The following is a 19,213-nucleotide window of genomic DNA, read 5'->3' on the forward strand; positions in this document are numbered from 1 at the left end:
TTTAATCCAAGTGGTAACATAAAAAATATGTTAAAGCCTGTATAAATATCGAATCATTAATTAATTTCTTTGATGATATAATTCTTCTTATAGGATTATTATATCTATTCTAACTATTAAATGCTTCTTACCTAAATATTGTTAACATATATTTAGGTAAGAAGTCTAATAACTTCAATTATTCTATCAAAGAATTCTTTTCTAGACATTTTACCTTTTATTAATTCGTTAAATATATTGCCATCTTTTATAAATAGAATTCTTTCAGCATAACTTGCTGTAAATGGATCATGAGTTACCATAAGTATTGTAGATTCTAGTTCCCTATTAATATTCTCAAAACTTTCTAGAAGGTGTCTTGATGACTTTGAATCTAATGCGCCTGTTGGTTCATCAGCTAAAATTATTGAAGGATCAGTTACTATTGCTCTTGCAGATGCAACCCTTTGTTTTTGTCCACCAGATACTTGATACGGATACTTATTTAAAAGCTCAGCAATACATAATCTTTTGGCTATATTTTTAACTAGAGTATCTATTTCCTTTGGCTTTCTATTTTGAATTGTAAATGCTAATGCTATATTTTCATAAATATTTAAAGTATCTATGAGATTATAATCTTGAAATATAAATCCTAGCTCATCCCTTCTAAAGTTCTCTAAATTTTCCCCTTTAAGATTTGTTATATCTGTTCCCTTTGATAATATTTTTCCTGTCGTTACATTATCTATTCTTGAAATACAATTTAAAAGTGTTGATTTACCACTTCCTGATGGTCCCATTATTCCAACAAACTCACCTTTTTCAACATTAAAACTTATTCCATCTATAACTTTTGTTACATTATCTTTATTAGCATAATATTTTTCTATATTCTTAACTTCTAATATTTTGTTCATATAAATCCTCCTAAATTAATATATTATATTTAAAATATATTATATTAATTTATATAGTAATATTTATTTAAATTACATTACTCTTACAAATTTGTAATAGTGTTTAAGAAGATTCTTCTTGATTTATCATAATATATTCTTTATAATCTATAATTTTCAATCCAATATTATTAAATACAATATACTATAATGATATGTAACCATAGGATTATTAAACTAAAAAAGAAACATAATATACAAATTTTCTAAGAAGTCTACTACTCAAGTTTCAGATAGATTGGTGAACTATTCACAACTTATAGAAGGTGGGAGAATTCCCCACGATTAGTTAAATACTGAATTCATAGAAATAGGTAAAATAAAAACCCCATTCTTTACTGAATGAAGCTTTTAGTAATTATAAGTTAATGTTAATTTCAATCTATTTACTTATTATTTTAAAAAACATCAATAGCTATTTGTACTATGTCCTTTATATTATTTAATCTATTAGTTATATTTTCTTTTGCTACTATAGCATCAGCTGTAACCTCCGTTGCAACGTCACTTAGATCTTTTATATTTCCTGAAATCTCTTTAACATTATTCAATGTTATATTTAAATTCTTTTTATTAGTTTCTAATAAACTATCAACTTTAATTAATACTCTAAAGATTTTTAATAAACAAATTATTAATAATCCTAATAATACAACTAAGAGTAACATAATACTAAACCAGAATAAGTTATGTACACTGACATACATTAATTATTTTCCTCTGAAACTTCTATTTTCTCATCAACTAATTTTTCTATTTCTTTTTCATTGGGTAATTTACACTTCACTTCAGATGTTGTTTTTTTATTTTTTAAGTAATCCTTAATTTTTTCTCTAGCTTCAGAAATATTATTTTTAGCTACTTTTGCTTTATCTTTTAAACCAGTTCCTCTTGTTAGATTCTTTAAGTCCTCAATATTCTCACTTCCAGATTTAGGTGCAAGTAACACCCCACTTATTGCCCCTGCAATCGCACCAATCGTTACACCAAAAACTAATGTTTTAGTAGTCTTTTTTTGTGCTTGTCTTTTTTGTTCATTCCTTTTTTTTTCTATTAAATTTAATAAACCCATATTATAACCTCCAAAATTTTTATTCTTTTATTAAATATAACTATATTTAATATTCCTTTTTCAATACTTATTGTTTGTTTTAAGAATATATTAAGATTGTATTTATATTTTAGTAATATTTTTTAATTGATATATTGTATAACATAATATTATTTCTTGCTATATCCTTCCTAGTTCTTTATTTATACATATTTATATAATGTTATTTTAAGATTTATTTCATATTACATTTACTTATCTATTTTAAGTATGGTTTATAATGTAATTAAGCTTCAACTAATTTTATAGATTAATTTTATAGATTTTTTAAAAGAACTTACTTGTTTTTTTGTATCTTCAAGTAAGTTCTTTTTCATTTAGGAGGTATTATGAAACAAGATTCTCCAATCCGTATTTTTATCATATTAGCAAGTGCCATTTTAACCTTAATCATATCATTAATCTTTAAATTTTATTAAGTCAAATTATTTTTAAATGATATGGTTTTTATTAAATAAATCATAAATCACTTTTATAATTAAATTACTCTTTTGAAATACCATTCTCATCGAATAATAAAAACTAGCAGAACTTTAATTACTCCGTTCTTCTAATTTGTCATTTATACACATTTCTATAATAATATCTTAAGGTTTATTTCATAGTATATATATCGCTATAAATACACCTAAATTATATAATTAATTTATAAACTACAATATTAAATTCTTTGTAGCTTATTTCCTTAAACATTATAGTCTAAGGATCTACTTGTTTTCAATACCTCAAGTAGGTCCTTTTTTGTTTTCTTCATACTAAGAATTTCTTAAGACTTCATTTTGTTTTTATTATAATAAGTTTATGCATTAACCTTAATTATAATAAAGACAGTAATTCGCTCTCCTCCTATCGAGATAAGAATTACTGTTTTTTATTTATATGCTTTAAATAAAATTTTAAAAGGAGTGATTTTTTTAATGAACTTTAATTTCAAACATCCTATTATACTCGGTATAATTATAGGTTTCATAATGAATTTTCTATTAGATTTACTATTGAAGCACTACTTTGGAGTTGTGACTATTAATTTTAGAATTTTTATTTTTGTTCTAATTATTTTACTTATTATAGTAATATCATTGATAAAAAATAATTTAATAAAAAGATCTTAGCCTGATTTATTTGTACATTCTCCACTAAGATTATTTTAATATTTATTTACTAGTCTATCTATTACACATATAATCCATATACTAATATTAAATTGTAGTCTTTTAATACTTTAAAATATAGTATGCAAAAAAAAGAAATCTCTCATTTTTATCTTTGTTGGGTGATTTCTTTTTTGTTTATACATATTTTTATAAGAATTTCTTAATATTTATTTTACAATATATTATTTGTATATAATGTTACTTTAATTTAAAATTATAATTCAATGTTTTTTTGGTTTCTTCAATAAATAAAATTCATAAAAAGATAGTAACTTTCTCCTCCCCTTAACCCATTGGAGTTATTTTTACTATCTTTTTTATATACTATGAAATAAAATTTTTTAATATTTATTTCATAGTATATATTATTTTCTATCATATTTACATATAATTAATTTACTCCATAATATATTAGATTTTGTAATCATTATACTCACTAAACCACACTTGATTATTTATTGTATTAGGATTGGTTTATTTGTATAAGTTAAAATTTATACATTTTTAAATAATATTTTCTTAAGTTATATTTTATAGTATATCTATATCAAATTTAAGTTAATTATATATAATTAACTTAATCCATATATATATTTTATTTGAATGACTTTGTGGTGATTATACCCAAAAGAAACCTCTCACGCTTTATTGAATGAGAGGTTTTATTTATAAAATACGTTTAGTATTTCTTAATATACATAATATAACTATTTAGTTTGTTATGTCCTAGAAATATTCCTATTAATTTTTATACTCTTATTGTAATTTCTTCATTAATATATAAATATATTTTTATTTTAGGCGGTACTTTTCTATGAAACTAAAATTAAACTCTAAATATAAATTTGAATTATATTTGTTTATTATTCTTATTATTTTATGATTACTTTTATTTTTCTGATAGTTGAAATTATCATTCAAGAAATCTATTTCTTTTTCTTCTTTATCATTTATTCTGACTTCCTCCTCTATTAGAAATCCTTTTACTTCATATTGATTATTTGTATTTGATAATTCTCTTTCTAAAAAGTCTGCTAAATTATAAAACTCACCACAACCTATATCATATAAAAATACTAATTTTCTGTAATTTAAATTAGTATTTTGATGTATTACACCACAGTATATTTATATTATGTTATAATCCTATGTAACAATATATCCTTAAAGGCAAAACACCCTATCTTCAAGATAGTAAGGTTAATAGGGTTAATAATGTATAAAAAACATGACTTTTAATTATAGAAAGAGGTTTTATATGAATTTAAATTATTATATTTCAGATGCTATCCTTATAAAATGTATATATATTGGATTAACACTATACTCAATAGTCTTAGCTATATTATGGCTAACAAAAAAAAGACAAATATTTGAAATAAAACAAACTATATTTGAATATATGTTAGTTACATATATTATAACTCTATTGAAATTAACAGGGATAATAGGAATAAGATTTTATTTTTCAGATGTCATGGATGGAATGTATAGTCTGAGTCTTATCCCTTTTAAAGCTGCATCTCCTATAATGGTATTCTTAAATTTTTTATTATTTTTACCTTATGGATTATTATTACCATGTGTATTCGCAAATTTAAGAACTAGTGGTAAAAAAGTTTTACTTATAGGATTTATTACTTCCTTTTTGATAGAGTTATTGCAATTGTTTGGTGGTAGAGCCACAGAAATTGATGATCTTTTAGTAAACTCACTAGGAACATTTGTAGGATTTGTTATTTTTTCTTACGCTAATAAGATTATACAAAAAGTAAATAGTATAATATAAGGTTAGCGCCAATAATAAATTCTTCATCTTTTATAGTATAATTTTTATATCTTACAGAAATACATAAATTGAGAAAACAAAAAAGGAAAGTGTAATATGTATCATACACTTTCCTTTTTACTGTTCTTATTTTTTTTATATTAAAAAACATTTGCGAATTAACATATCTCTATGCAAGTAATTCTCTCATTTAATATTTTTTCATGGCCAACAATTTTGTTATTTATATCAATTCAAGTTCCTTCTCTTTATCCTTACTTTTATTTTTCTGATAGTTGAAATTATCATTCAAGAAATCTATTTCTTTTTCTTCTTTATCATTTACTCTAACTTCCTGCTCTATTAGAAATTCTTTTACCTCATATTGATTATTTGTATTTGATAACTCTCTTTCTAAAAGGTCTGCTAAGTTATAAAAATCACCACACCCTATATCATATCTAAATTCTAAATTTCTTTTTTCTGATATTCTTATTTCCCCTATAACCTTCTCATAAGGATAATATTTATCTTCCTTTTCATAGTCCTTCTTTATATCTACTATCTTCTTTTCTTCTTCTTGAAATATTTTATTAGCTTCCTTAAAGCTCATTATTTCATTTTCTCTAAAATAAGCATTTTCACTTTTTAATATCTTAACCTGTCCTATTTCTATTTCTGTTGATTTTTCTTTATATTCACAAATACTATTTTCACTAACCTTTTCTATATTATTTTCTCTTAGCTCTTTATTTAATCCTGTTTTTTTCACTATATCTACTCGCTTATTTACCTTAGTGCTTAATGTTTCAAGCATTCCATAGTATATTGTGCTATCTTTAGAATTTTCACCACTTACTTTAATTTCATCAACTAACCTTTCTTTTAATACTTCTAATTTATTTTTATCTTCTATCAAAATAGGTAATGATTTTTCTTTTATTATATCTATAAACTTTTCTTTATTTGTATTTGCAAGTTCATTCATACTTTTTCCGTATACTTCATCTATTTGCTCTAATTCCTCAAGACTTTGTTTTTCTAAATTTATATCTAAGTTTAATGTTGCTCTATCTGGCTCTATTCCTATTAATTTATAATCATCTTTTGATATATAGAAATTATTTTTTATTTCTTCCCCATCTATACCAAACATTTCAGCTAGCTCTTTCATTGCATTTTTTGAGTTAACGCCTTTAACTTCCTCAATTAATTTTATGGTATCGCCACCTTTACCTATTCCGTAATCATACCAGTAATTTTTATCTAAATTAATGCAACAAGAACTTGATTTTTCATTTCTTATTTTAGTCCAAAGTCTTTTACTACTTCCTCTCTTTAATTCTAATCCTAATCTTTCACATACTTCTTTTATTGGTACTTCTTTTAATTTATCCTTATTGTAATAATCAACTTTTTTTGTGTCAAAAAAAGAGCTATTAGTTTCTTTTTCATTAACTAATAACTCTTTCTGATTTATTTTATTTTTTTCAATTTCAATTATTCTTTCTTTTTCTTTAATTAATTCATATTCTATAGTTTCTATAAATTCTTTTGAAGTTTCTCTAATTTCTTCAACTAAATTTATCTTATCTTTTAATTCAGTATCTTTAGTCCATGATTTTATATATCTAAATGAATATTCTGATGTATCTATTCCGAAATATTTTGACACTATATATGCGGTCAATTCTGCTTGAAATTCCTTCTCATTTTTACTGTATTTATCATTATTTTCTAAGTCATGTATCTTAGCATGAGCTAGTTCATGTATTAATGTTTTTATATTGTGAAATTCGGTATTTCTAGGGTTTAATGCAACTTCTTTAGTTGATGTATATCTAACCCCTTTTACTAATCCTAACTCCCTTTTAGGAGCTATTATTCTAATACCATTCTTATCGGCTATTCTTTCTAATCCTTTATACATTGTTTTATAGTCCTTTACTTCTCCATCTAACCATCTATTAGGGAATATCTTAGGTAAATCACTACTTTTTGCATTTGTTTGCGATATATCGAAAACATAGCCTTGATTAAATACAATTTTCCCTTCTTTTAATTCTAACTCTCCTTTCTTAATTAAGTCCTTTTCTCGCTCACTTGCTTTACTTATTAAAATAGTTTCTCCATTCTCATTTATAAATCTATCACCTATCTTTGTAGGAACTAAAATCTTTATACCTTTCTCTCCTTTATTTACTTGAAACCCCTTTGACTTCCAAAATGCATAAGAACCTACTGCAATAGCTCCTTTAAATTGCTTATCTATTAGTGTTGAATTTCTAAGTGAATAATTATAAAATTTACTCATAAATTCACTAAGCTCTTTTATTTGCTCTGGTGTATCAAAATACTTCTCTATTTTCTTTTCAGCATTTTCTATTAGTATATCTACCTCTTTTTTTCTTTCTTCTTCTGTTTTCTTTCTATAATTTTTCATAAAAAATCCCTCCTTATAAATAAAAAATACCAAGATTAAAACTCTGGTAAAATTGATTTTTTAATTATAATTTATCCTGGATAAATTACCATGATAAATTTATTCAAAATTCTTTATATTTTAATATCATGCTAAGGCTACAAACCTTGATAACTCTAGCTTCTTAACCTTATATTTCTTTCATATCCTCATTTACTATATTAGTCTTTTTATCATAATATACTATTATAGTTTCATCTTCTTCTAACAAATCTTTTATATCTTCTACATATAATTTTGAAGCCGTTACAACTTTAGTTTCTTTAGTATCTAAAGTGTATACCTCTAACTCACTTTCACTTATAACTTTTTGAACCATTGCTAAATCATCAAACATTTTAATCTCACCTTTCTCTTTTACTTTTATTTTTTTATTGGTATAATAGAAATATAAATAGGATATAAATAAAAAAGTAGGGTACTGCTAATACCCTACTTAATGCATAAAATAAAGTTGCTTAGGCAACTGGTATCACTATGTTTTTAATAAAAAATAGTAGCACTCAATTGCTAGTTAGGGGCTACTATTTTTTTGTTATTTTTTCTATAAGTAAGATTATAAATGTTAATAATGCTAGTAGAAACATTCCACCAGTAAATAATAACGTTAGATTATCATTACTCATATGTACCACCCCCTTTCGTAAAAGGGTATGATACCAGTAGCCCATATTCAACTTAATTTATGCTATTTAATTTTATCATAATATCCTTTAATTTTCTATTATTATAAACTTAATCCATTATCATAATCCTTCTGTAATTCCATTCTTTCAAAATCTCTCATATTTAAATAATGTTGCAGTTCATTTCTCATACTTCTTTTAAGATTGTTGATTGATCCAGTTAAACTTACATTGCTATACCTATCTCTTGATTTGAGTTCTTTATTTAATTTATCATCATTAATAGTATTATTTATATTTTCATTTCCTTTATCTGAATTATTTTCTGATAATACTTTAGATGACTTATTTTCTATCGGAACAGTTTGCGATATATCAAAAACATATGATTTTTCAAAACTTTCTCTACCCTCAATCACATTTATCTTACCATTCTTAATCAACTCCTTTTCCTTTTTAGTTGCTTTCTTTACATTAGTTTTAATACCTTCATTATTCATGAAGTAATCTTCTTTTACTGGTAAGTAAATTTCAATTCCTTTTTCACCATCTTTAACCCTATATCCTTTTTCCTTCCAAAGAGAATCACTTCCGACTGATGTAGCTTTAGGACATTGCTCTCTTATTAACATTGAATTTTTAACAGAATAATCATGAAACTTAATATTTTTTATATCCTTAACTTTCACATTATTATTGTCCTCTTTTTCTTTTCCTGCATTTTCTTTTTTTAATTTTATATTATTATCTTTAATAACATTGTCTTTTGAAAATTTCTTTTCTCTATGATTTGAAGTTTTATATTTTCCCTTTTTAAACTTCTTTTTGTTCTTTAGATACTCTAGTCTTTTATTTTTATATTCTTCTTCTTTTACAAAATCTTTAAGTTCCTTTAGAATTGTATTACCCATTCTTTTATATAAATCTTTTTCTTTATAATGAGTTTCTTTTAATTTTCTAGTATCTTTTGGAACTCCATATATTTTTATCTGCTCTGCTCTATCTATTTCTAAAAGCTCATTAAAATTTTTTAAATCCTCTTTACAGAAATTATCTAAATAATATTTAGTAAGTGAATTAATGTATGGTTTAGCTTCTTTTATACGCTCATAATTCCATTGCCTTTTATCCTTTGGCATATACTTTAGCATACCTAACATCTTTTCTCTAAGGACTCTATCTTTCATAAATGAGTATTCTTTTTTAGAACCAATCATATTATCTCTTGCTAATACATCTAACTCTTTATAAAATTCATCTCTATTTCTCATTTCATTTATAAATTTACTTTTCATAGTTTTTAGTGTACTTAATTTTATTTTTCCTCTGTCCTCTACTGGTAGTTTTAAATTTTCCTTTTGGGGATTTAACTCAACACTTGCTACATGAATATGAATATGCTTAGTATTATAATGTATACTTGCTGACCAAATTAAATCATTACTTCCTTTTTCTTTAACTAGCTCAGACATACTTTTTCTTATAGCATCCCTTATTTTCTTTTCATCTAAAACCTTCGTTTTCGGATTAAAATACCCATGTTCTATTAACCAATCATTATTAAAACTAAATACATCTTGCCACATCATACTCTTTCTTTTTTGTGACAATTCAAATTTCTTTTTTAATTCTAACACTTCTTTTTTACTCATAAAATCTTTTTCATTAGTAAAAAGAGAACCCGACTTTTTCGGATTCCCCATGTAATCATTGTACAAACTAAACTCATCAAACTTAAAATTTCTAGTTGCTTCGTCCCTATCCATATACTTAATATAGTTATTAAACTTTGAGCCTTTAGGTGCTACCCATCTAACCCTATGCACTATAGCTGGACTTATTTTACTCATTTGATTTCATTACCTTTGCTCTATGAATTCTCTTTTTAACTTCACCTTCTGCAATTTCTAACGCTTCACTTTTCCTTGCAGTTTCAGTTGTAAGTCCAGTTGTTGTTACTATATTACCTACCCTATCTTTTATATATCTTCCATTTAACATTTCTATAAGTATCTGTGTGTTTCTATCTGCATTATTTATTCCAAGCTTTACTCCCTTTAATTGCTCTACAACCTTTTTACAAAGTTTATCTGAAAGTTCATCTATTTCTTTTGTTCTTGTTTCCATTAAAAATTGCTTATGCTCCTCTAATATCTTTTCTAATGCTATACTTTGAGATTGAATATGATTTACTTCTTTATATTCCTTAATATAACTTAATTCTTTTTCTCCAATCCAAAACCCATAACTTTTTTTACTCATAATAACATTCCTCCATTGATTCATAAAATTCACTTACATCTACTAAACAATTCTCCATAAATATACGTATTGTTTCGATATTTAAATCTAAAAGTTTTTCAAACTTATATGTTTTATATTCTTCGTCCATTTTAATATCCCTTATTTCATTTCTTATAACAAAACCTTCTAATAAATTTAATAAGAATTCATTTCTATTTTTAAATCTTGATTTCTCACATAGATAATCTATTCTTTTTAAAACTACACTTCTAACATTCCTTATTTTTATTTCTTCTTTTCCTACAACCTCTTTTGTATCATCTTTAAAATCCTCTATATCTTCTAAGAAATCATACTTATAATCATCTTCTTTTAGGTTTGGATTTTTGTATAAATCATCTACACAGAATCCATTAACTTTTAAAAACTCTGCAAGAATTTTTGTATTAGAATCAACTAAAGTTAGAATAGCTTCTCTCTTTCTTAGTTCCTTATCAACAAGTCTTTCTTCTTCTTCCTGCAATGCAATTTGATTTATTTTATATAATAAAAATTCATTTCTACTTTTAAAACCTTTATCTTTATAAAGTAAATCTAGTCTTTCTAAAATATCATTATCTACATCTCTTAATAAAATACTACTCACTTTAATACCTCTTTTCTTTTTATTTTTATTCTAAAAAAGGGCGTTGCCCTCACTACCGTTTCACCTATAAACTTTTTAAAAGTTTAATCAAATTACTTAATTTAAAAATTAAGTAAGAGCATAAAGGGAAAATGCTATCATAATTGATGATAGGCTAGGCAGTGCCTAGCTTTTCCCTGTCCCCTCATATAAACGTTTTTATATAGCTTTTATATAGGTTTCTATATAGGTTTTATATAGACTTTTTTAACGTATTTTTTGCAAAAAAATACTTAATGCTCTTCCTTTTTGTAATCTTCTTTCTTTAAATTTAGTTTATTTATTTTTTCATTTGAGGTTTCTATTTGCTTATTTATTTCTTCTATACTTACTTTTAAGTTTTCAATTTCAGACTTTAAACTTTCTATTTTTTGCTTTGTTCTGTCTGCTTCTTCTTTAATTTCATACTTAATATTTTCTTCTAATTTTTTAATTTCTTTTTCTGTTTGTGCAATTATTTTATTATCTTTTTCTATTTCTTTATTGTAATTTTCTATCTCTAAATTTATATTATTTATCTCTAAATCAACACTTTCTACTAAGTAATCTGTTAATGTTCCTTCTTGTAATTCATTATTTTTAGTACATAATTTTTCATCTATAAATACCTTTGTAGATGATGAATCAACTATATTTTTCTCTTTAATTTCTATAGCGATATTAGTCCATTTCTTAGGAGCTTGTATCAATAAAACATATTGACTTTCGTCTAATCGGATTGTTTTTACCTCTAAGTTTTTATTTAAATCAGCTCTTTCTATGGCAGTAACTTCTATATCATTTCCAAATAAAATATTCGTTTTCTCTATATCTAAATTTACTTGAAGTAATTTATTATTAGGATTATATTGTTCACTTTTTATCTTAACTATTGAATTTGTCATCTTGTTTTCTATACCTATTTCAGTTGATTTTCTTTCCCTATTGGTATCAAAAATATATCCACTAGAAAAGAAAACCCCATAACCTAAGAAAAAAATACAAGCAAAAATATAATACTTATAGGACTTTTTATATTTCATTTTTGCTTCAAATTTATCTTTTTTATCTCTAATTTTCTTAAATATATTCTTTATTTTTTTATTTTCTAACATAAAATATTTTCCCTCCTTTAATAAAAACAGTAAAAAAATAAAGCCTAATATTAGGCTTTATTCATAAATTTTTTCTCCATTCTTTATATACTTTTAATGCTTCATCTTCTGATAATACAAAGGTATCAACTAACCTTTTTATTACTTTTACTGGGGGTTCTAACTCTCCATATTTATTTAAAAGTTCTTCAATTTTTTCATAAATAACCTCATTCATACTCAAAAACCTCCCTTTATTTTATTTAATAATATAATTTTTTTCTAAAAAAATCTACTCAATATATCTCCTAACTTTTCCATTAAACTTACTTCTCCAATAACTATTAAATTCAGTTATTGTTACCCCTTGACTTGAACTATCATGCATAAATTTATTATTTCCAAGCCAAATACCTACGTGTCCGTCAATTGTATAAGTATCAAAAAAGATAACATCACCACGTTTCATATTCATTGGATTTATCTTTTTACCCATATTAACTAAACTAAAAGTAACACAAGTTGCTCTATCTCCAAGTTGTACTCCAGCACTTGCAAAGCAATAATGAATAAAGCTACTACAATCAAATCTACCTGCTATTACATCTGCTTCGGTTCGTCCGCCACCCCAAACGTAAGGTGATTTACCAACCCATTTTTGACCTGCACTTATTACTGTTTCTACATCTTTACTTCCAATTACAATATCACCTTCACCAAATCCATTATTCCTAAATTCCATTGCATATTGAAAAACCTTATTAGGGTAATTATGTTGTGCAGTATCTAAATTAACATTCATTCCATAGCTTGGACCACCATTATAACAAGCAAATATACGCCTTAATGTATCTCTAAAGTTATTATCATTTTCGTTTGCATTCCACTCTATAAGGCTCATATTTTCATTACTATTATAATTTAATTTAGGTACTATATTGTTTTTATATAAAACATAATTAGCATATCTTCTAAGCTCAAATCCACCTCCGATAACTTGTGCCTTAGTATCTTTTAAGAAAATGTCCCACATATCCTCATAGCTATTAAAACTATATCCATTCTCTTTATATACCTTTTCTAACCCTTCTCTCATAGCTCCTGCCCATAAATCACCGCCTGCTCCTATATCTTGCTTTTGAAATTGCATTACTCCATAAGCCCCATCTGATGATACACAATTAGGATTAAAATTACTTTCTTGCTTCGCTACGGCTGCAAAAACCCAGTTTGGTATATTAAATATTTTAGACCCTTCATTGAAAAATTCTACGTATTCAGAAGGTACACCAACTAATGCTCCATTAGAATTCTCATTAGGCATTTCATAACTTAATGCACCAAAAAAAGCAACAACCATGATACCTATCATGGTCATTGCTAATCCAAATGAACTGAAAAGAGTTGCTAAAAGAGTTCTTCTTATCTTCCTATTTAACTTTCTTTTCATTAATTTCTTTATTAAATTTTTGTTGTTACTCATATACTATCACAACCTATTTACTCTCATATTTATGAACTGAATACTCTCCAATTTTCCAAGTATCTTTATCTTTTACAAATAATAAAGTTATTTCTGAATGTTGTCGTTTGCCAATTAAGTCATTGTTATTTATAGCTTTTTCCCAAATATCATAATCCCAAGCTACTGTTCCATCTTCCATTTTTTTATATTGTACTGGTTGAAGTTCTTCAATTTCCATCTTCCTAAACCCAATACATGGTGCTGGTCTTAAATGTTTCAGTTGGTCTGATAATTCATCACCTAACCCCTTTGTAGTTAATTTTTTTATATTAATTGCAGTTTCATTATCTATACCTTTATCATATACATAAGGTCTAACATATTCTAAAAACTGTATTCCAATACCTCTTGTTTTAACTACTTCTTCCCTAGTAAAATTAAAATAATTATCTTTACTTTGGTCATACTTATCAGCTCTTTTATTTATATCTACATTTAAAGATTTCATAGTTTCTTTTTGTTTTTCTGTTACATCTAATTTACTAGCTTCTTCCTTTAAATATTTTTCTGTTGCTTCTTTTTTATTTTTTTGATGTATTCCTACTGCTATCACAATACCAATTGCTAATATTCCAATACAACCTATTAATAATTTCTTTTTCATATATTTAAGCTCCTCCTTTGAATAATTTCTTTTCTTCTTTTGTAAGCTCAAACTTCATTCTTATATTAGGCATACCATCTATAAACATAATTGCGTCACCTTTTTTAAATTTAGATACTTCTGATACTTGCTTATCACTTATTGAAGCTCCAAATATCTTTTTAAGATTTGCTTCTTCCTCAATCCCTTGTTTCATTAAGAATTTATATTGTGACATTGAGAAAATCTTTTTTAATTCTGATAAAGCTTCGCTACTTATACTCTCTGGAACATAATCATTAATACTATGATTTGCTATTAAAAGACCACCGAAATATTTTCTATTTTCTCTTTGAATTCTGTTTATATATCTTACAGTTTCTATTTGTCTTGCATTTATACATATATGAGCTTCATCTAGTATAATTAAAAACTTTTTAACATCTTCTATACTTTTCTCACCATTATCAAATTGCTCTTTTTCTCTCCTTCCTTGTACTAAAGATTGTCCCCAAATTGAAGTTAAAACAGAGAATATTTGACATAAAAATATTTTATCATCATACTGCGATATATTTTTAAAATTATAGGATATTAAATCTTCTTTTGTAACATCTTCTATGCTTGAATAACCATCAAACAAATCTCCATAATTTAATACTAAATCTTCTATTGTTAAAAGAATTTTATCAAGTCTTTCTTCTCTAGTTTTTAATAAATTATTCCTTACAACTTCTTTTTCTACATCTTTATAAAGTTCTCCTTTTACAAACTGTAAAAAGTCCGAAAAAATAGGATATTCTTTTGCTTTATATCTAGTAGCTTGTTTTCTATCTATTCCAAACGCTCTATAAAATTTATTTAAAAGTAATCCATATTCTCTAATTTCATCATCGCTTGCAGATGGAGAAAGTACCCTATAAATCATTGAAAGTTTAGAAATATGGCATGAATAACATTTATCTTCTAAAACTTCATTTGTTTTTTCGTCCATTACTGTTGGATAAATTTGTAGTGGATTTATTATCATACCAGTTCCATCTAAGGCTATTTCCTTTCCTCCTAGTTCTTTTACAAGTTCTTCAAACTCACCAGTTACATCAAGTATTCTTATAGAATTACCTAAAATATTATTGTTTAATAATATCTTTTTTAACGCTGATGATTTTCCAGAGCCTTGTTTTCCTATAAGAACCCCATTATATGATAACCTATCATCATCTTTGTGAAATAAATCAAAGATAATACTTCCACCAGTTGATGATGTTCCTATAAAAAGACCATAGGGATCGTCTAAGTAAGTATAATGGAATGGTAAGCTAGCACCTAAACTTAGGCTTGGTGCTCCCTGCCATTTTCTTTTATTTGAAAAATTCTGTTGAATTTTATAACTACTAAATAGACCTTGATAATCCATTTCTAACTCATTTAAATTTATAGCTCCTGCATAATTTCTGCCTTCTAATTCTTCTATTATAGATTTTATTCTTTCTTCCAATTTACTCTTTTCTTTATCTGCTAAATATATTCTTACTTTAAATAATTTTATAATTTCTCCACTTTCTAATACTAAATCTTGTAGCATTTTCATATTTTGAAATTCTTTTTTTGCTAAAGCTTGTTCTTCATAGTCATTAGAACTTCTAAATCTTGAAGCTTGTTCCTTCATAGCAGTTTTAATTTTGTCTTTAGCTTTTTTCTTATTTTCTGTTGCAATATCAAGAACTACTATTGCATTTTCTAAGTTCATTATTTTCTTTAGCCAAAATTCATCTACTTCTGTAGGTGTTCTATATACGTTTATACAAGTTTCATATCCATCACCTTTTATAAGCTTGTTTTCATCAGCTTTTATTCCCCCACAAGGTTGGATTTCTGTAACAAAAAAAGGATTTATTTTATGGTCTACTAAATTATCCTTCATCTAATCACCTCTAACTTTTCTATATTTTTGAATTCATATTATTTAACTTTTTCAATATTTTTATTTTCTTTTCTGTACTTATTTCATTTATTTTTATTGAAGCACAAGAATTAAAAAATGTTGTTTTATTTTTTTCTAAGTTATCCTCTGTATCACCATAAATCATAATATAGTACTCTCTATTACTTCTTATTCTTTCTATTGCTTCTAATTGTTTTTTTCTTTGATATAAAAATTTTAAATGAACTTCATTATTACAATTTTTAATTTTTTTATTTATATAATCTTGTTGTTTTTGTGTGTTAGCTGGAAAGTTCATAGATATAATCTTTATATCATCTAAATACATTTTTAACATATTAGTTAATGACAGTATATAAAGTCTAATATCATACTCATTCATTGAGTTTATATCCATACTTTCTATTTGAAATATATCTAAGAATTCTTCCTTACATTCAAAATTCTCATTTTCAGTAATAGCTAATAATGGCAATAACTCCTTTGTTTTATGAAAAACTTTTTTAAGTTCTTCTTTTTCCTTTTTAAGTTCTAATTTCTTTAACTTTTTTTCTTGTTTTCTTTGCTTTTTAGCTTCTTTTTTATCTTTTAATTTTTTTAACATAAATTCCTCCTAATATAAAAAGTAACTCACTAATTAGTGAGCTACTTTTCATTTTCATCTATTCTATGATAAGTACATGGATTTCTCATTATAGCTAAATAAACAGCTTCATAATTTCTCTTTCCTTTATTGGTACTTGATTTTAATACTAAAAAAAGCCACACTATAGCAGAAAATCCATAATAAAAAGGTTGTAATGCTGGCACTACTAAAAAATCTAAAGAAAAAGTTATTAATCCTGCTATTAGTAAAATTATAAAGTCTAAAACAAATAACTTTCTATTTATCGAGATTTCTGTTGAAAACTCTCTCGGTATTATAAATTTCATTACTTATCTCTCCTATCCTTTTTATTTATAAATTTCTTAATATCTCGTCCTGTATTTTTTCCTATTGTATAGTTTCTATCTAGTTTCATACCAAAATCATTTAAGCCACCTTTAGCTCTTCCTTTTAAGTTATCTTTAGCTATTTCAAATATATTTCTATCTTCAATAGGATTTTCATATCCTATATTCGGATTATTACTACAATTAGATTTTATTTCATTATTACTATCTATACTTTCTTTAGAGCTATCATTAGGTATACTGCTATTTATTGTTTCATCTTGAATATTTTTTGCTTGCATATTTTCCAATGGAGTATCTTCAATATTTTTAGTTCCTAATTCATCGGTATTCGGTATCTCATTACCTATATTTTCACCGATATCATCTCCACCACTTACAAGGTCGTTATTTGAAATATCATCAACACCATAATCTGAATCTCCACTTATATCATCAAATGCTCCCAAAGAATCATCTTCAAATGAACTATTAATATTTGAACTCATATCATCTTCTAACGACTGATTACTACTTTCGTCTATATTATTTTCATTGTCACTAAGCTCTTTATTACCATCAATATTATTATCTTCAATATTTTCATTTGAATTTTGTCCGTTTATATCATCTTCTAATGTTGATTGATTATTTTCTATATCCTCATCACCATTTTTATTTAAATTTTCATTTCCATATTCAGATTTTTCATTTTCTATATCTTCATCTAAAGTTGTATTATCATCGCTTAAATCTTCTTCACTGTTAGGATTATCAATATCATTATCTAGACTTGTATCACCATCATTACTTTCAATATCCTCATTATTGGTATCTCCTTCTTTTTTCATTTGATTATCTAATGGTTCATTCTTATTATCATCATTTTCTTTACTTGAATTTTCTTTATCCATTTCATCTTCTAAGGAATCTCTAACGCCTTCTGCCATTCCTTTTCCAAAAGCTAGTCCACCAAGTACACCAGCTCCTAAATCTTTCATTTTATCTACTGCTCCGCCTGCTACTGTACCCATTTTATTCATAATGTCTAAAGCACTATTAATTCCTGTTACTGCTCTCCAAACACTACTTAATCCTGCATCTATACCGAATATTTTCTCAATATAATTCGGACCATCTATAACAAATATTGCAGAAGCTAACATTGCTATAATACTTCCTATTGGACTTAATCGATCTGTAAAATAAGCAGTTGCTAGTATATATATCTTTAACATTAATGTAGTTGAAAATATTGCTACAAATATTGAAATTATCATATTTATAGATTGTCTAAGTTTTTGTCCACCACTTAAATCACCTACTGCAATAAATGTAGTCATTATCTTGTTAAATGCAAGTTCTATTGAAAGCTTAACTATCTTTACTGCCGTAAAAATTAATACCCCCGCAGTTATTAAAAGGGTACAAATTATAGTAAAGAAATTTATATTAAATCTGTAATACTCATCGTCCCATTTAAATAATCCATTTATTCTACTAAGTTCCTCCCCTCCATTCATATCTCTAAATATTTCATTTTCAAATACTTTTGTATTTTTGACCTTTCCCCTATCGATTTCTTCATTTGGCGTTATTTTTAATATATCGTTTCCTAAATTATTTTTAACCTTCATATCCTTAGGCTTATTATCTTCAATTGGAAAACCACTTTTATCAAGTAAATATAAGTCAGTTACATTGTTTGAAACAATCTGTTTTGACATACTTATATTTCCCTTTACTTCGTCCATTCCGAGTTTTGTTATCTTATTAAGTTTAGTCATAGCTATTGGTAAAACAACAACTACACATAAAGCCAATATTACATTCATAGGTATTCTACTTCTATCATACTTTTTATTAAGCATTATCTGATACCCAATAAAAATTATAGAAAATACTAAAAGTAGTCCTAATACTGGTTTAAACTTGTCAATAATCTCTTTAACTCCTGCTGAATTAAAAAATTCTGTTACCGATGTAACAGAATTAACTATATTTTCTAAACCTTCAACTAAATAAGTAAGTCCTCTAATTATAAGCCACCCTAACCATCTAAGACAGTTTATAAAGAAATCTGACTTAGTAAAAAAGTTATCGTATGCATTAAGTATACTTTTAACATTATCATCACCAAACAAAT

Annotated in this window: 18 protein-coding genes; 1 reads left to right on the plus strand and 17 read right to left on the minus strand. The window is 25.3% G+C overall.

Annotated elements, in window-relative coordinates; all coding sequences use genetic code 11:
* Positions 1-152 precede the first annotated feature (152 nt).
* The 3 genes from JOC62_RS12975 to JOC62_RS12985 form a co-directional block, all read right to left on the minus strand.
* Positions 153-899, minus strand: a complete 747-nt coding sequence (locus tag JOC62_RS12975; RefSeq protein WP_204595706.1) for an ABC transporter ATP-binding protein — start codon at positions 897-899, stop codon at positions 153-155.
* Between the two features lie 437 nt (positions 900-1,336).
* On the minus strand, positions 1,337-1,645 hold the full coding sequence (locus JOC62_RS12980; RefSeq protein ID WP_204595707.1) for a hypothetical protein: 309 nt from the start codon (positions 1,643-1,645) through the stop codon (positions 1,337-1,339).
* On the minus strand, positions 1,645-2,010 hold the full coding sequence (locus JOC62_RS12985; RefSeq protein ID WP_204595708.1) for a YtxH domain-containing protein: 366 nt from the start codon (positions 2,008-2,010) through the stop codon (positions 1,645-1,647). Before JOC62_RS12985 ends, JOC62_RS12980 begins: the two co-directional genes overlap by 1 nt.
* A 2,451-nt stretch (positions 2,011-4,461) precedes the next feature.
* Between JOC62_RS12985 and JOC62_RS12990 the strand changes: the two genes are divergently transcribed.
* Positions 4,462-4,992: a VanZ family protein gene (locus JOC62_RS12990; RefSeq protein WP_204595709.1), complete on the plus strand. Its 531-nt coding sequence runs from the start codon at positions 4,462-4,464 to the stop codon at positions 4,990-4,992.
* Between the two features lie 223 nt (positions 4,993-5,215).
* Here JOC62_RS12990 and JOC62_RS12995 read toward each other — a convergent pair whose 3' ends face one another.
* The 14 genes from JOC62_RS12995 to JOC62_RS13060 all read right to left on the minus strand — a co-directional run bounded on the left by JOC62_RS12995 (position 5,216) and on the right by JOC62_RS13060 (position 19,211).
* A complete protein-coding gene (locus JOC62_RS12995; RefSeq protein ID WP_204595710.1) occupies positions 5,216-7,414 on the minus strand; it encodes an ImmA/IrrE family metallo-endopeptidase in 2,199 nt (732 codons plus the stop codon).
* A gap of 169 nt (positions 7,415-7,583) precedes the next feature.
* Positions 7,584-7,790, minus strand: a complete 207-nt coding sequence (locus JOC62_RS13000; protein WP_204595711.1) for a hypothetical protein — start codon at positions 7,788-7,790, stop codon at positions 7,584-7,586.
* Between the two features lie 187 nt (positions 7,791-7,977).
* Entirely contained in the window at positions 7,978-8,079 is a 102-nt protein-coding gene (locus JOC62_RS13005) for a putative holin-like toxin (RefSeq protein WP_204595712.1), read from the minus strand.
* Positions 8,080-8,180: 101 nt separating this feature from the next.
* The gene (mobP2, locus tag JOC62_RS13010; RefSeq protein WP_204595713.1) at positions 8,181-9,929 is read right to left on the minus strand and encodes a MobP2 family relaxase; all 1,749 of its coding nucleotides are present in this window, start codon (positions 9,927-9,929) and stop codon (positions 8,181-8,183) included.
* Positions 9,922-10,341, minus strand: coding sequence for a hypothetical protein (locus JOC62_RS13015; protein ID WP_204595714.1), 420 nt, complete (start codon positions 10,339-10,341; stop codon positions 9,922-9,924). The genes mobP2 and JOC62_RS13015 overlap by 8 nt, the downstream gene beginning before the upstream one ends.
* Entirely contained in the window at positions 10,334-10,969 is a 636-nt protein-coding gene (locus tag JOC62_RS13020; RefSeq protein ID WP_207758193.1) for a hypothetical protein, read from the minus strand. Before JOC62_RS13020 ends, JOC62_RS13015 begins: the two co-directional genes overlap by 8 nt.
* Before the next feature lie 272 nt (positions 10,970-11,241).
* Entirely contained in the window at positions 11,242-12,102 is an 861-nt protein-coding gene (locus JOC62_RS13025) for a hypothetical protein (protein ID WP_204595715.1), read from the minus strand.
* A gap of 61 nt (positions 12,103-12,163) precedes the next feature.
* The gene (locus JOC62_RS13030) at positions 12,164-12,319 is read right to left on the minus strand and encodes a hypothetical protein (protein ID WP_204595716.1); all 156 of its coding nucleotides are present in this window, start codon (positions 12,317-12,319) and stop codon (positions 12,164-12,166) included.
* A 54-nt stretch (positions 12,320-12,373) separates the two neighbouring features.
* Positions 12,374-13,564 carry a C40 family peptidase gene (locus tag JOC62_RS13035; protein WP_204595717.1) on the minus strand — a complete coding sequence of 397 codons (1,191 nt, stop codon included), beginning with the start codon at positions 13,562-13,564 and terminating at the stop codon, positions 12,374-12,376.
* A gap of 13 nt (positions 13,565-13,577) precedes the next feature.
* Positions 13,578-14,210 (minus strand): hypothetical protein, encoded by a 633-nt coding sequence (locus JOC62_RS13040; RefSeq protein WP_204595718.1) that lies wholly within the window; start codon positions 14,208-14,210, stop codon positions 13,578-13,580.
* Between the two features lie 4 nt (positions 14,211-14,214).
* Positions 14,215-16,113 carry a VirB4 family type IV secretion system protein gene (locus JOC62_RS13045; RefSeq protein WP_204595719.1) on the minus strand — a complete coding sequence of 633 codons (1,899 nt, stop codon included), beginning with the start codon at positions 16,111-16,113 and terminating at the stop codon, positions 14,215-14,217.
* A gap of 19 nt (positions 16,114-16,132) precedes the next feature.
* A complete protein-coding gene (locus JOC62_RS13050; RefSeq protein WP_204595720.1) occupies positions 16,133-16,738 on the minus strand; it encodes a hypothetical protein in 606 nt (201 codons plus the stop codon).
* Between the two features lie 41 nt (positions 16,739-16,779).
* Positions 16,780-17,067, minus strand: coding sequence for a DUF5592 family protein (locus JOC62_RS13055; RefSeq protein ID WP_204595721.1), 288 nt, complete (start codon positions 17,065-17,067; stop codon positions 16,780-16,782).
* The gene (locus tag JOC62_RS13060) at positions 17,067-19,211 is read right to left on the minus strand and encodes a pLS20_p028 family conjugation system transmembrane protein (protein WP_204595722.1); all 2,145 of its coding nucleotides are present in this window, start codon (positions 19,209-19,211) and stop codon (positions 17,067-17,069) included. Before JOC62_RS13060 ends, JOC62_RS13055 begins: the two co-directional genes overlap by 1 nt.
* Between the last annotated feature and the right edge of the window lie 2 nt (positions 19,212-19,213).

The sequence above is a fragment of the Clostridium sardiniense genome (assembly GCF_016907995.1).
Taxonomy (GTDB): Bacteria; Bacillota; Clostridia; order Clostridiales; family Clostridiaceae; genus Clostridium; species Clostridium sardiniense.

What these genes read in the sequence shown, in the direction of transcription:
- JOC62_RS12975 (WP_204595706.1), bottom strand. Translation starts at nt 899, where the DNA reads ATGAACAAAATATTAGAAGTTAAGAATATAGAAAAATATTATGCTAAT.
- JOC62_RS12980 (WP_204595707.1), bottom strand. Translation starts at nt 1,645, where the DNA reads ATGTATGTCAGTGTACATAACTTATTCTGGTTTAGTATTATGTTACTC.
- JOC62_RS12985 (WP_204595708.1), bottom strand. Translation starts at nt 2,010, where the DNA reads ATGGGTTTATTAAATTTAATAGAAAAAAAAAGGAATGAACAAAAAAGA.
- JOC62_RS12990 (WP_204595709.1), top strand. Translation starts at nt 4,462, where the DNA reads ATGAATTTAAATTATTATATTTCAGATGCTATCCTTATAAAATGTATA.
- JOC62_RS12995 (WP_204595710.1), bottom strand. Translation starts at nt 7,414, where the DNA reads ATGAAAAATTATAGAAAGAAAACAGAAGAAGAAAGAAAAAAAGAGGTA.
- JOC62_RS13000 (WP_204595711.1), bottom strand. Translation starts at nt 7,790, where the DNA reads ATGTTTGATGATTTAGCAATGGTTCAAAAAGTTATAAGTGAAAGTGAG.
- JOC62_RS13005 (WP_204595712.1), bottom strand. Translation starts at nt 8,079, where the DNA reads ATGAGTAATGATAATCTAACGTTATTATTTACTGGTGGAATGTTTCTA.
- mobP2 (WP_204595713.1), bottom strand. Translation starts at nt 9,929, where the DNA reads ATGAGTAAAATAAGTCCAGCTATAGTGCATAGGGTTAGATGGGTAGCA.
- JOC62_RS13015 (WP_204595714.1), bottom strand. Translation starts at nt 10,341, where the DNA reads ATGAGTAAAAAAAGTTATGGGTTTTGGATTGGAGAAAAAGAATTAAGT.
- JOC62_RS13025 (WP_204595715.1), bottom strand. Translation starts at nt 12,102, where the DNA reads ATGTTAGAAAATAAAAAAATAAAGAATATATTTAAGAAAATTAGAGAT.
- JOC62_RS13030 (WP_204595716.1), bottom strand. Translation starts at nt 12,319, where the DNA reads ATGAATGAGGTTATTTATGAAAAAATTGAAGAACTTTTAAATAAATAT.
- JOC62_RS13035 (WP_204595717.1), bottom strand. Translation starts at nt 13,564, where the DNA reads ATGAGTAACAACAAAAATTTAATAAAGAAATTAATGAAAAGAAAGTTA.
- JOC62_RS13040 (WP_204595718.1), bottom strand. Translation starts at nt 14,210, where the DNA reads ATGAAAAAGAAATTATTAATAGGTTGTATTGGAATATTAGCAATTGGT.
- JOC62_RS13045 (WP_204595719.1), bottom strand. Translation starts at nt 16,113, where the DNA reads ATGAAGGATAATTTAGTAGACCATAAAATAAATCCTTTTTTTGTTACA.
- JOC62_RS13050 (WP_204595720.1), bottom strand. Translation starts at nt 16,738, where the DNA reads ATGTTAAAAAAATTAAAAGATAAAAAAGAAGCTAAAAAGCAAAGAAAA.
- JOC62_RS13055 (WP_204595721.1), bottom strand. Translation starts at nt 17,067, where the DNA reads ATGAAATTTATAATACCGAGAGAGTTTTCAACAGAAATCTCGATAAAT.